At 72.9% G+C, this 13,461-nt stretch carries 9 protein-coding genes; 6 read left to right on the top strand and 3 right to left on the bottom strand.

What is annotated here, in order from left to right:
- Positions 1–3 precede the first annotated feature (3 nt).
- On the bottom strand, positions 4–750 hold the full coding sequence (locus tag HNR30_RS11305; protein ID WP_181609708.1) for an alpha/beta hydrolase: 747 nt from the start codon (positions 748–750) through the stop codon (positions 4–6).
- An 83-nt stretch (positions 751–833) separates the two neighbouring features.
- Here HNR30_RS11305 and HNR30_RS11300 point away from each other — a divergent pair, with 83 nt between their 5' ends.
- Positions 834–2,345 carry an alpha-N-arabinofuranosidase gene (locus HNR30_RS11300; RefSeq protein WP_181609707.1) on the top strand — a complete coding sequence of 504 codons (1,512 nt, stop codon included), beginning with the start codon at positions 834–836 and terminating at the stop codon, positions 2,343–2,345.
- A gap of 39 nt (positions 2,346–2,384) precedes the next feature.
- The gene (locus tag HNR30_RS11295; RefSeq protein WP_181609706.1) at positions 2,385–3,374 is read left to right on the top strand and encodes a LacI family DNA-binding transcriptional regulator; all 990 of its coding nucleotides are present in this window, start codon (positions 2,385–2,387) and stop codon (positions 3,372–3,374) included.
- A 31-nt stretch (positions 3,375–3,405) separates the two neighbouring features.
- On the opposite strand, the gene HNR30_RS11290 is transcribed toward HNR30_RS11295, so the two are convergent.
- Both HNR30_RS11290 and HNR30_RS11285 read right to left on the bottom strand, forming a co-directional pair.
- Complete coding sequence (locus HNR30_RS11290; RefSeq protein ID WP_181609705.1) at positions 3,406–5,127, bottom strand: ABC transporter ATP-binding protein; 1,722 nt, start codon at positions 5,125–5,127, stop codon at positions 3,406–3,408.
- 29 nt (positions 5,128–5,156) lie between these two features.
- Complete coding sequence (locus HNR30_RS11285) at positions 5,157–6,854, bottom strand: serine/threonine-protein kinase (RefSeq protein ID WP_181609704.1); 1,698 nt, start codon at positions 6,852–6,854, stop codon at positions 5,157–5,159.
- Between the two features lie 112 nt (positions 6,855–6,966).
- On the opposite strand from HNR30_RS11285, the gene HNR30_RS11280 reads away from it, so the two are divergent.
- Genes HNR30_RS11280 through HNR30_RS11265 form a run of 4 tightly spaced genes read left to right on the top strand, consistent with a single transcriptional unit; the run spans position 6,967 to position 13,432 of the window.
- A complete protein-coding gene (locus tag HNR30_RS11280) occupies positions 6,967–7,665 on the top strand; it encodes a TetR/AcrR family transcriptional regulator (protein ID WP_181609703.1) in 699 nt (232 codons plus the stop codon).
- Positions 7,665–10,430: an ABC transporter ATP-binding protein/permease gene (locus HNR30_RS11275; protein WP_181609702.1), complete on the top strand. Its 2,766-nt coding sequence runs from the start codon at positions 7,665–7,667 to the stop codon at positions 10,428–10,430. The genes HNR30_RS11280 and HNR30_RS11275 overlap by 1 nt, the downstream gene beginning before the upstream one ends.
- A complete protein-coding gene (locus HNR30_RS11270) occupies positions 10,427–12,190 on the top strand; it encodes an ABC transporter ATP-binding protein (RefSeq protein WP_181609701.1) in 1,764 nt (587 codons plus the stop codon). Before HNR30_RS11275 ends, HNR30_RS11270 begins: the two co-directional genes overlap by 4 nt.
- 57 nt (positions 12,191–12,247) lie before the next feature.
- Positions 12,248–13,432: an alpha/beta hydrolase-fold protein gene (locus tag HNR30_RS11265; RefSeq protein WP_312894332.1), complete on the top strand. Its 1,185-nt coding sequence runs from the start codon at positions 12,248–12,250 to the stop codon at positions 13,430–13,432.
- Positions 13,433–13,461: the final 29 nt, after the last annotated feature.

The raw sequence follows: 13,461 nt of genomic DNA, 5'->3' as shown, positions 1-13,461 counted from the left end.
GGGTCATCCAAGGTGGCCGGCCAGGAAGGCCGCGCACCCGGCCGTCCAGCCGGCCACCCGCGGCTCCTGTTCCGCCAGGCCCAGGCCGTGGCGTCCGTGCGGGTAGACGTGCAGTTCGACGGGGACGCCGTGCCTGGCCAGGGCTGCGGCCAGGTGCAGCGAGTTCGACACCGGCACGGCGGCGTCGTCGGCGGTGTGCCACAGGAACATCGGCGGGGTGTGCGCGCTCACCCGCCGGTCCACCGAGAGCTCCCCGATCGGCTCCGCGTCACCGAGGAGGCTCCGCACCGAGCCTCGATGCGTGTCGGGAGAGTCGTCGAAACGCACCACCGGGTAGCACAGCACCGCCAGGTCGGGGCGCGCGGCGGCGGCGTCGACGTCGTCGTGCGGCCCTTCCGCGAGCATCGGGCCGCTCTCCGTCGACAGCAGCCCGGCCAGGTGCCCTCCGGCGGAGAAGCCCAGCACGCCCACCTTCGCAGCCGCCGTGTGGTGCCTGACCCAGCGCACCGCCCTGGCCGCGTCGAGCAGCGGCAGCGGGAAGCGGTGCGGGGCGACGCGGTAGCGGGCCACGTAGGCGGCGACGCCCAGGGTGTTCAGCCAGCGGGCGACCGGCTCGCCCTCGTGGTCGGCCAGGTGGGTGTAGCCGCCGCCGGGCAGCACCACGACCGCGGGGGCCGCCGGGTCGCCGACGGGATAGGCGGTGATCGTCGCACCTTCGGGGAGGGCAGGCCAGAGGGGTTCGCGCGTCATGGAGCGTCACGATATCTCTCTTGACAGAGCTTTGTGTATCGATAAAGTTGCGCTGCTTTATCGATACACAAGGAGGCTTCCCCATGAGTTCCGTCGCCGCCGTCCTCAACCTCGACGTCGAGGGCCCCCGCATCAGCCGCCACCTGTACGGCCACTTCGCCGAGCACCTGGGCCGCTGCATCTACGGCGGCTTCTACGTCGGCGAGGACAGCGACATCCCCAACGCCGGCGGGATCCGGCTGGACGTCGTGGAGGCCCTGCGCGCGCTGAACATCCCCAACCTGCGCTGGCCGGGCGGCTGCTTCGCCGACGAGTACCACTGGATGGACGGCATCGGCCCCAAGGAGCGCCGGCCCAAGATGGTCAACACCCACTGGGGCAACGTGGAGGAGAACAACCACTTCGGCACCCACGAGTTCATGGCGCTGTGCGAGCTGCTCGGCGCCGAGCCGTACATCAGCGGCAACGTCGGCTCCGGCACGGTCAAGGAGATGAGCGACTGGGTGGAGTACCTGACGCGCGACGGCGACTCGCCGATGGTACGGCTGCGCAAGGCCAACGGGCGCGAGGAGCCGTGGCGGGTGACGTACTGGGGGCTGGGCAACGAGGCGTGGGGCTGCGGCGGGAACATGAACGCCGGGCAGTACACCGCAGAGGCGCGCAAGTACGGCACCTACGCCCGCGACCACGGCGACAACCGGCTCTACCGCATCGCCGCGGGCGCCAACTCCGACGACTACACCTGGACCGAGACGCTCATGAAGTCGCTGGGCACGCTCGGGTGCGCCTACCGGCCGCAGCCGTACGTCCAGGCGCTGTCGCTGCACTACTACACGATCGCCGGGACCTGGCAGGACAAGGGCGACGCGACCGTGTTCGACACCGGCGACCACTACGCCACCATGGCCGCGGCGGCGCGCGTCGAGGAGCTGATCACCCGGCACTCCACCCTCATGGACTGCTACGACCCCGGCAGGACGGTCGGGCTGGTGCTCGACGAGTGGGGCACCTGGTGGAACGTCGAGCCCGGCACCAACCCCGGCTTCCTGTACCAGCAGAACACCATGCGCGACGCGCTCGTGGCGAGCCTGCACTTCGACGTCTTCCACCGCCACGCCGAGCGCCTGGTCATGGCGAACATCGCCCAGACCGTCAACGTGCTCCAGGCCATGATCCTGACCGACCCCGAGTCGGGCGCGCTCGTGCTCACCCCGACCTACCACGTGTTCGAGATGAACAAGGGGCACCAGGACGCCGCCTCGCTGCGCGTCGACACCCCCGGCGGCCTGCCCACGCGCGACGGGCTGGCGACCGTGTCGATGTCGGCCAGCCGCAAGGACGGCCGCGTGCTGGTGTCGTTGTCGAACCTGCACGCCGACCAGGACGCCGACGTCGAACTCGACCTGCGCGGCGGCGTCCTGGCCGATGTCACCGCCCGGATCCTCACGGCGGGCAAGCTCCAGGAGCACAACACCCCCGAGGCGCCCGAGGCGGTCGCGCCGCGCCCGCACACGCAGGTCACCGCGACGCCCGCCGGGCTGCGGGTGCACCTGCCCGCGCACTCCTTCGTCACCGTGGAAGGCCGCCTGGCCTAGTAGTCTGCTGACGGATCGGAGGGCGGGGACATGGTGACCATGAGTGACGTCGCCCGGCTGGCCGGGGTCTCCACGATGACGGTCTCCAACGTCGTCAACAACCGCCCCGGCGTCAGCGGCCCCGTCCGGACGCGCGTGCAGGAGGCCATCCGGCAGTCGGGCTACCGCGTCAACACCTCCGCCCGCACCCTGCGCTCCGGCCGCACCGGCGTCATCGGGCTGGCCGTGCCCGAGATCGGCCGCTCCTACTTCGGGCTGCTGGCCGCCCACGTGATCGAGCAGGCCGGACGGCTGGGCTTCCACGTGGCGGTCGAGCAGACCGGGGCTGCCGCCGACGGCGAGCTCGACGCGATCGCCCACTCGCACACCCTGCACTTCGACGGCCTCATCCTCAGCGCCGTCGGCCTCGACAGCCGCGACCGGCGGCTGGCCGAGGCCGACTACCCCATCGTCATGCTCGGCGAGCAGGACTACGGCGGGCGCCTCGACCACGTCGCCATGCCCAACGAGGAGGGCACGAGGGCGGCGACCGCCCACCTGATCGAGCGCGGCTGCCGGCGCGTCGCCGTCGTGACCGGCGGCGCGCTCGAAGGCGTGAACGTGGTGACCCGCCGGTACCAGGGCTACCTGGCGGCCCACGCCGACCGGGGGCTGACGCCCGACCCCGCGCTGCGCTTCGCGGTGACCGCCATGAGCCCGGAGGGAGGCAGGGACGCCGCCCACCGCCTCGCCGACAGCGGGCTCGCGATCGACGGCGTGGTGTGCGTGACCGACACCGTCGCGCAGGGAGTGCTGCGCGGGCTGGCCGACCGCGGGCTGCGGGTACCCGACGACATCCGGCTCGTCGGGTACGACGACATCCCCGAGGCCGCCATGATGGTGCCGTCGCTGTCGACGGTGGCGCCCGACCACCGGTGGATGGCCGCCACGGCGGTCGAGCTGGTGGTGGGGCGCATCCACGACGGCGGGCGGCCGGCGAGCGAGCACGTGGCGCCGTTCGAGCTCATGGCCAGGGAGTCGACCCGCTGAACCCGGCCGGGGCCGGGGGTCAGCGTGGGGGTCAGGCCAGGGCGGCGTAGACGCCGTCGCGGCTCATGAGCTCCTCGTGGGTGCCGATCTCCTCGATGCGGCCCTCGCGCATGACCACGATGCGGTCGGCGTTGCGGATCGTCGACAGGCGGTGGGCCACGACGAACACCGTACGGCCCCGCACCAGGCGGGCCAGCGCCTCCTGGATCAACCGCTCCGAGCGGGTGTCCAGCGCGGAGGTGGCCTCGTCGAGGATGAGCACACGGGGATCGCGGATGAGCGCGCGGGCGATGGCCAGGCGCTGCCGCTGGCCGCCCGACAACCGGGCGCCGCGCTCCCCCACCACCGTGTCGAGTCCCTCCGGCAGCCGCTCGATGAACTCCATGGCGTTGGCGTCACGCAGCGCCTGCCGTACGGCCTGCTCGCCCACGCCGGCCAGGCCGTAGGTGACGTTCTCCCGGATGCTGCCCTCGAACAGGATCGACTCCTGCGGCACCACCGAGACGAACCGGCGGTAGGTGCGCAGGTCCAGGGTCTCCATGTCGCGCCCGTCGAGCAGGATGCGGCCCGACGTGGGGCGCAGGAAGCCGATGACCAGGTTGAGGATCGTGGACTTGCCCGCCCCCGAGGGGCCGACCAGGGCGATCATCTCGCCCTGGCGCACGCGCAGGGAGAAGTCGCGGGCGCCGTAGGTGAAGCCGACGTCCTGGAACTCCACCTCGCCGCGGACCTCGGTCACCTCGGCCTTGCCGGCGTTGTGCTCCAGGTCGGGCGCCTGGAGCACCTCACCGATGGAGCGCACGGAGGCCAGCCCCTTGCTGATCACGGGGGTGAGGCTGAGCAGCGACGACAACGACGAGGTCAGGCCGCCGAAGAAGGTCGTCAGCATCACGACGTCACCGGCGGTGATCGGGATGACCCGGTAGTAGGCGACCAGGGCGGAGCCCGCCAGGAAGGCGACGCCGAGCGCCTGCAGCAGGATCCAGGCCAGCGCGCCGAACCTGCCGTTGGCCAGGTCCAGCTTGAGCCCCTTGCGCAGCACCCGGTCCAGGGTGCCGTCGACGCGGTGCAGGGCGTCGCGCTCCAGGCCGTGGGCGCGGGTGATGGGGATGAGCGTGGTCATCTCGCTGACCCTGCTCGACAGCCGCTCCACCTCGCGACGGAAGATCTCGTTGTCCTCGCGCAGGCGGTGACGCAGCCGCATGACCAGCCAGGCGGCGGCGGGCACGGCCACGAGGAAGACCGGCAGCGCCATCGGCACCCGCACGGCGATCACGATCAGCCCGCCCGCGAGCGTGCACAACGCCGCCAGGCCGGTGTCGGCGGTCTGCTGGGAGCTCTGCTCGACGTTCTCGACGTCGCGGATGACCTTGGTCTGCAGGACGGCCGCGCTGACCTTGGAGTGGTAGCCGATCGAGAGCTGCTGCATGCGGCGGCACAGATCCGAGCGCAGGCCGGTGCCGAGGCGGCGGATGGAACCGTGCACGGTGCGCACGTAGAGCAGGTGGAAGGGGTAGTTGAGGATCAGTACGGCCAGCAGGGCGATGACGCCTGACCACAACCAGGCCACGTTCCCGTGGTTGACCACCACGTCGATCACGATCGCGGTGACGAGCGGCAGCAGCCAGGTGGCGCTGTGCTTGACCAGGAAGGCCAGCACGCCGAGGGCGAGCTTGCCGCGATCGCGGGTGAAGAGGTAGGCGAGGGTCCGGACGGGGTGTTCACCGCGATAGCGATGATCAAGAGCGCTCATATCGCCTCAGATCATCTCTTATCCCGATTTCACGGGTGTTGCCGAGGGGGGTGCTCGGCCGCCCGCCTGACGAGCATGACGCCGAGCGCCACCAGCCACGCCGTGAGCGTCACCCGGGCGGCCACGGTCGCCAGCAGGCGCATCAGGCGGAACGTGTGGTCGGCGGCGCCCGGCATCATGTCGATCGCGTGGAAGGCGATCTCGACGGTGAGCAGCACGCCGCCCATGATGCCGAGCACCGCCGCGACCCTGCTCACGCGCACGGCCATGAAGGCGACCGCGACCAGCACGGGGCCGAGCAGGCCGGGCGGGAGCAGGCCGACCAGGATGGCGGGGAAGTCGTCCTCGAACCCCAGCACCAGGGCCCAGACGAGGAACAGCACGCCCAGCGGGGGCAGGATCCAGGTGGCGATGGTGGCGCCCTTGTGGTAACGCCAGAGGGCGGGGCCGGCGGCGGGGATGAGGAGGATGACCCCGGCCATGCAGGCGACGTTCCAGACCAGCCAGGTGTCGCGGTCGAAGGAGTGCTCGTAGAGGGAGATCCAGCGGAGGGTCTCGAAGGTGACGCCGGCCAGGGGGATCGTCACGAGCAGGAGGCAGATCAGGGCGGCCACCGCGCCTGCCACGCCGGGGGCGGCTTCCGGGCTCCGGAAGGCCTGCGCCGGGAGCTGCGGCCCGCCATGGCCCATGCCGCCGTGACCCGGGGAGCCGTGACCCGGGGAGCCGTGACCCGGGGAGCCGTGACCCGGGGAGCCGTGACCCGGCCCGCTGCGACCCGGGCCGCCGTGACCCGGGCCGCGCAGATCTGGGGCGCCGCGACCCGCGCCGCGCAGATCTGGGGCGCCATGACCCGCGCCGCGCAGATCTGGGGCGCCGTGACCTGGCGTGCCTCCTCCCAGGTCACCTGTCAGCAGCCGTGTCCCCTGGGGGCCGGCCACTCGCTCGGGGGCCTGGCCGGTCAGCCGGGCCAGCAGCACCTCGGCGCGCGGCCGGGCCGAGGGCTCCTTGGCCAGGCATGCCGCGATGAGCGGCCGCAACCCCTCGGGCACCCGCGACAGGTCCGGCTCCTGCTGCAGGATCGCCGCCATCAGCGCGGGCATCGTCTCGCCCTGGAAGGCCGGCTGCCCGGTCGCCGCGTAGATCATCGTGCTCGCCCAGCTGAACATGTCACACGCCGGCCCGACCACCCCGCCGAACTGCTCGGGCGCCATGAAGGCGGGCGTGCCCACGACGCTGCCCGTGGCGGTCTGCTCCAGCGCCCTGGCGATCCCGAAGTCGATCACCACGGGCCCTTCCTGCCCCATGATCACGTTGCTCGGCTTGAGATCCCGGTGAACGATCCCCGCGCGGTGGATCGCCGCCAGCGCGGTCAAGGTCGCCACCGCCAGCCGTTCGAGCCCGCTGCCCGACCTGGGCCCCTCCGCCTTGATCAGCTCGTCGAGCGAGGGCCCGGGAATGAACTCGCTGACGATGTACGGCCGCCCGTCGGCGACGCCCACGTCCAGGACGCGTGCCGTACTGAAGGGCGCGACCCGCCGCGCCGCCTCGGCCTCGCGCAGGAAGCGCCGGTGGGAGGCCTCGTCCTCGGCGTGCAGCATCTTGATCGCGACGCGCGACCCGCCGGCGTCCTCGGCCAGGTAGACCGAGCCCTGCCCGCCCCTGCCGAGCACGTTCTTCAGCTGGTAGTCGCCGAGCTGCCGGGGATCCGCCGTCACGAGTGGTTGCACGGCAAACGACCATAAAGGTCATTTAGGCGGTACGGCTACCGCAAAACGCACATTGACACCCTCTAAGTTATGGGGCATAACTATGGTTTGCCTAACCTAACTGGAGGCCGTGGTGGTGAAAACCGGCGGCAGGACCGCCTCGTTCACGCTCGACGACGTCGTCGCCGCAGGGGTGCGCATCGGCCTGGCCGACCTGTCGCTGCAGCGGGTCGCCGACGCGCTAGGTGTCACCCCCACCGCCCTCTACCGGCACGTGCCCAGCCGCGCCGCACTGGAAGGCCTGGTGGGCGAGGCGATCCTGGCCGGACTCACCCTCGTCGACGACCCCGGCGACTCCACCGAGGACCACCTGGTGAGCTTCGCCGCCCAGATGCGCGCCTTCACCCTCGCCCACCCGGGCACCGCCGCCTACCTGCAGCGGCTGTTCCCGCGCGGGCGCTCAGGCATCCGGCTGCTGGAGACGCAGATCACCACGCTGGGCCGCCGCGGCTACGACCCCGCCGCCGCGACCGCGCTCAGCTCGGCGATCGCCACCGTCACCCTCGGGATCACCGCCGCCGACGAAGCCCGTGCGGCACACGCCAGCGTCGACCCGGCCGGCGCCGAAGAGGCCACCCGCGACGCGCTCAGCGCCATGGCGGGCTCACCCCTCGTCCAGGCGGCCACCGCCGGCATCCCCGCGCACACCGCCGAGGACTACTTCCTGCTCCTGGTGCGCTCGACCGCGCGCGGCCTGGTGGCCCAGCTGCCGCCGGGACGCCCGGTCTCCGCGCTCATCGCCACGCTCACCGATCGACGAGAGGACCGCTGATGCCCGCCCGCGGATACGCCGGGGCGGTGATGAGGACCCTGGGGGCGCGCGAGCAGACGCTCACCGTCGTCTCCTTCCAGGACATCACCCCGCACTACCGGCGCATCACCTTCCACGCGCCGTCCCTCTTCGACGGCCAGCCCATCCACCCGGCCGCCTGGGTGCGGATCTGGGCGCCCGACCCCGACCGTCCGGGCCGCGAGCACCAGCGCGGGTACACGCTCCTGGATCCCGACCCGGTGCTGCGGCAGGTCAGCATGGAGTTCGTCTTGCACGAACCGGCCGGGCCCGCCTCCACGTGGGCCGGACGGGTGCGGGTGGGAGACACGCTGCAGATGACGCGGTGGGGGTCCAAGCACTTCGCCGCCCCCGACCCGGCGCCCGACGGATACCTGCTGGTGGGAGATGCGGCCTCGCTGCCGGGGATCAACTCCATCCTGGCCGCCGTACCGCCCACCACGCCCGTGGTGGTGCTGCTGGAACGGCATCATCCCGATGATGTCATCATCCCGATGACCTCCCACCCCCTCGCGACCATCACCTGGGTGCCCGAGGGCCCCGGTGCGCTGGCCGAGGCGATCGAGGACCGCGACTGGTCGAACTGGTTCGCCTGGGTGACCCCGGAGTCGGGCGCCGGCAAGCGGGTGCGGGCCCGCCTGAAGCAGCTCGGCTTCCCGGCGTCGGAGGTGAAGGCCCAGGCGTACTGGGTCAAGGGCAAGGCCATGGGCGTCGACCGCGACGACCGGCCGGGCGGGGAAGGAGCCGAGGGAGCCGAGGGAGCCAAGGGCACCCCGGCCGTCGAGGCGGCGACGGACGCGGCCGTGACGGAGGAGGCCCGCGAAGCGGCGGGGTCCGCCACGCCACCGGCGGACGGCGCGACGAACGGCCAGGCCGGCCCCTCGGGCGACGGCTCCACGAACGGGGCCACGCGCCGCACAACAACGAGCGGCCCGGTCGCAACCGAGACGACCACGAGCGAGACGACCACGAGCGAGACGACCGCGAGCGAGACGACCGGTGCGAGTGGTGCCGGCGCGAGGCAGCGCCAGTGGCGCTCCACCGCCGGTTCCCGCCTCCTGGCCCCCGTGCGCGGCAAGCTCGTCCTGGCCGCCGCCGTCCAGGCCGTCGTCTCCCTCCTCCAGCTGGCCCCCTACCTCCTGCTCATCGAGCTCTGCCGCCGCATCCTGGCCGACGGCATGGGCGCCGCGGGCCTGACCGAGCTGGGCGTCTGGGCCCTCATCCTGCTCGGCGCAGGCACCACGCTCGCCGGTGCGCTGGTCGCGGTGATGCACGTGGTCGATGCCCGCTTCGGTCACGAGGTCCGGCGCCGGGTGGTCGGGAAGCTCGCCCGCCTCCCCCTGGGCTGGTTCACCGACCGCTCCTCCGGACGGGTGAAGCAGGCCGTCCAGGGTGACGCCGCGAGCGTGCACTACCTGGTGACGCATGCCGCGCTCGACGTGGTGGCCGCGCTGGTCACACCGCTGGCCGTACTGACCTATCTCTTCACCGTCGATGCCGCGATGGCGGCGATCCTGCTGGTGCCGATCCTGGCCTACGTGATCCTGACGGCGCGCATGATGCAGGCGTCCACCTCGCAGATCGCGCAGTTCCCGACGTGGGAGGGGCGGGTCTCGTCGGAGGCGATCGCCTACGTCGACGGGCTCTCCGTGGTCAGGACGTACGACGCGGGCCCGGCGGGCGGGTTCCGCGCCACGCTGGCCGAGCGTGCCCGGTTCCTGGACGGCTGGCAGCGCCCGCTGACCAGCAGGAAGGTCCTGATCGACCTGGTGACGCGCCCGATGACGATCCTGCTGCTGATCGTGGTCGTGGGCGGCGCCGCCGGGCTGGTGCGCGGTCCCGATCTGCTGCCGTTCCTGGTGCTCGGGGTGACCTTCGGCGGCCGGCTGCTGGCCGTGGCGTACGGCATGGGCTCGGTGCGCGAGTCGATGGACGCCGCCCGCCGCATCGGGCTGCTGCTGGCGGAGCCGGAGCTCACGGCCCCCGCGCCGGCGACGTCCGTCGGGCAGGGTTCGCCCGGCAGGACCGTGCGGTTCGAGAACGTCTCCTTCGCCTACACCGCCGACCACGACGTGCTGTCGGGCATCGATCTGGAGCTGGCTCCCGGCACGGTCACCGCGCTGGTCGGCCCCAGCGGCGCGGGCAAGTCCACCCTGGCCACCCTCCTGGCCCGCTTCCACGACGTCACGACGGGCCGGATCACGATCGGCGGCACGGACCTGCGCGACCTGACCCAGGAGGAGCTGTACCGGACGGTCGGCTTCGTCTTCCAGGACGTCTCGCTCATCCGCGCCGGCGTGCACGACAACATCGCGCTGGCGCGCCCCGGCGCGACGCGCGAGGAGGTGGTGCGCGCGGCCGAGGCGGCGCAGATCCACGACCGCATCACCCGGCTGCCCGCCGGTTACGACACCGTGCTGGGCGAGCAGGGGCGCCTGTCCGGCGGTGAGGCGCAGCGGCTGACCATCGCCAGGGCGCTGCTGGCCGACCCGCCCGTCCTGGTGCTGGACGAGGCGACCGCGTTCGCCGACCCCGAGTCCGAGCACCGGGTGCAGGAGGCGCTCAGCACGCTGGCCGCCGGCCGTGCGGTGCTGGTCATCGCCCACCGCCTGCACACGATCGCGGGCGCGGACTGCATCGTCGTCCTCGACCACGGCCGGATCGCCGAGCGCGGCACGCACGCCGAGCTGCTGGACCGCCCCGGCCTCTACCGCGACCTCTGGCACCCGCAGGAGCTGCCCGTATGATCCGCCGTACTCTCCTCCTGGCGGGCGACCGCCGTCTGGCCTTCCGTTATCTCGCGCTGCTGGGCCTGGGCTCGGTCGTGCGCGCGGGCGCGGTGCTGACGCTGGTGCCGCTGCTGTCGGCGCTGCTGTCCGCCGATCCCGGTACGGCCATGCCGTGGATCGGGGCGCTGGCGGGCCTCGTCGCCCTGGGCTGGCTGGTCGACTACCGGGCCGCGGGCGCCGGTTTCGCGATCGGGTTCGTGCTGCTGTCGAGCGTGGAGTCGAAGATCGTCGACCGCCTCCAGGGTGTGCCTCTCGGCTGGCTCACCGCCGACCGGCGGGCGGCCGCGCACCGCTCCTTGACCTCGACGGGCAGGGAGATGGTGCAGGGCATCGCCTACCTGCTCACCCCGTCGGTCAACGCACTGACCACGCCGGCCTTCATCGGGGTGGGGCTGGTGTTCGTCGCCTGGCCGCTCGGCGTGGTCGCGCTGGCGGCGGTGCCGGTGGTGATGGCCGCGCTGTGGGCGAGCGGGCGGTGCGTGCGCGCGGCGGACGCCGCCTACGACGCGGCGGGCGAGGAGGTCGGCGAGCGTATCGTCGAGCTGGCCCAGGCCCAGCCCGCGCTGCGGGCAGCCGGGCGCGCGGGCGCGGACGGCTCGCTGGTGGGCGGCGCGCTGAATCGCCAGCGCAGCGCGGCGATGCGCCTGATCGGGTTCGGCCTGCCGGGGCAGCTGCTGTTCGGGTTCGCGACCCAGGCGGCGCTCCTCGGGCTGGTCGCCACGGCGGTCGCGCTCGGGCTCAGCCCGTCCCTGGCGACGGCGGCGGGCCTGGACGGCACGCTCGGCGCCGCCGAGGTGGTCGCGCTGATCATCGTGGCGGTGCGTTTCGTCGAGCCGTTCACGACGCTGGCCGAGATCGCGCCCGCGGTGGAGACGGCGCGCGGCACCCTGGCCAGGCTGCACACCCTGCTCCAGGCCCCCGTGCTCGGCCGCGCCGGCGCGGCTGCGGTGCCCGACGAGCACGCTCCCGCCTTGGAGCTGCGCGAGGTGAGCTTCGGCTACGAGCCCGGCCAGGAGGTCCTGTCCGGGGTCAGCCTCACCGTCGCCCGCGGCACCACGACGGCGATCGTCGGCCCGTCCGGGTCGGGCAAGAGCACCCTGCTCTCCCTCGTCGCGCGTTTCCACGAGGTGTCGGGCGGGAGCGTGCTCGTCGCCGGGCACGACGTGCGCGACTACGACCCCGGCGCGCTGATGGCGCGGCTGGGCATCGTCTTCCAGGACGTCTACCTGTTCGACGCGACCCTGCGGGAGAACGTGCTGCTCGGCGACCCGGGCGCCGGCGACGACCGGCTCGCGGCCGCCGCCGCGGCGGCGCAACTGGACGAGGTGGTACGGCGGCTGCCGGACGGCTGGGCGACGCGAGTGGGCGAGCGTGGCGCCGCGCTGTCGGGCGGGGAGCGCCAGCGGGTCAGCATCGCCAGGGCCCTGCTGAAGGACGCGCCCCTGCTGTTGCTCGACGAGGCGACGGCCGCGCTCGACACCGGCAACGAGCGGGCCATCGTGGCGGCGCTGGAGTCGTCGGGCCGTGAGCGGGCGACGGTGATCGTGGCGCACCGGCTCAGCACCATCGCCAGGGCGGACCGGATCGTCTTCCTGGAGGGCGGCAGGATCGCCGAGTCGGGGACGCTGGAGGAGCTGCTGGCGCTCGACGGCCGGTTCGCGGCCTACTGGCGCCGGCGTGAGCGGGCTGCCGGGTGGACGCTGACGGCCTCCGCCTGAGAGGTGAAAGTTAGCTTAGGCTAAGCTAATTTTCACCTGTAATTGAGTGGAGTCATCGTGCGCATCCCCACCCCCGACCTCGAGCGTCTCACCGGGGACGAGCTCTTCTGGGCCCGGGTACGGCGCGGCGGCACGCCCCTGGTCGAGGACCTGGGCGACGGGACGTGCGCGGTCACGTTCCTGTGGCGCGGGGAGCAGGCGCCCACGCTGGCCGTCAACCGGCTGGGCGAGGCGGCCATGGAGCGGGTGCCGGGGACGGACGTCTGGCATGCGACCTACCGCCTGACCGCTACCCACCGAGCGTCGTACAGGCTCGGCACCGGCGGGCCGACGCCCGGCGCGGCAGGTGGTGACGGGCGTCGCGGCGACTTGACCGGTGGAGTGCCTCGCGGCAACGTGACCGGTGGAGTACCTCGCGGCGACGTGGCCGGGGGTGGTCCGTTCGGCGGGCTGGGCCCCGATCCGCTCAACGCCCGGCGCCTGCCCGGCCGGTGGGGCGGGCAGGACGCTTCGGTGTTCGCCCTCCCCCAGGCCCCCGCCGAGCGGTGGCCACGCCGGGAGGGGGTGGTCAGGGGCACCGTCGTCCACCACGACGGGGTCCGCGTCTACCTGCCCGCGACCGACCTCACCGGGCTTCTCCCCGTCCTGGTGCTGCTGGACGGCGACATGTGGTTCGGCGGGCTCGGCTTCCACCACACCCTGGACACCATGATCGCCGAGGGCGCGCTGCCCGCGATGGCGGTGCTGGCGCCGGAGGCGGCCGACAACGCGACCCGGTGGCGGGATCTGACCGCCGACGACGCCTACCTCTCCTACCTGGCCGACGATCTGCTGGGCCGGTCCCGGTGGCCGATCACCTCCGACCCGGGGCGCACGATCATCGCCGGGCAGAGCCTGGGCGGCCTGACCGCGCTGTACGCGGGGCTGCGGCGGCCCGATCGGTTCGGCAGGGTCGTGGCGCAGTCGCCGTCGTTGTGGTGGCGGCCGGGCATGGCGCACACGGTGCCGAAGACGCCGGTCGGCGGGGTGCCGTGGATGGTGGAGCAGTACGCGACGGCCAGGCGGGGGCCCATCTCCGTCCATCTCGACGTGGGTTCGCACGAGGGGCCGATGGTGGGGTACAGCCGGGAGCTTCGTGACGTCCTGCGTGCCCGCGGGCGGGCGGTGTCGCTCAACGAGTTCACCGGCGGGCACGACTACGCGTGCTGGCGGGTGGCGCTGGCCGACGCCCTCGCTCGTTGACGCACCGTCACACGCCGAGGGCACGCGGA

It is taken from the genome of Nonomuraea soli (assembly GCF_013761175.1).
In the GTDB taxonomy this organism is placed as follows: Bacteria; Actinomycetota; Actinomycetes; order Streptosporangiales; family Streptosporangiaceae; genus Nonomuraea; species Nonomuraea soli.
This window is presented reverse-complemented; position numbering and strand designations above follow the sequence as displayed.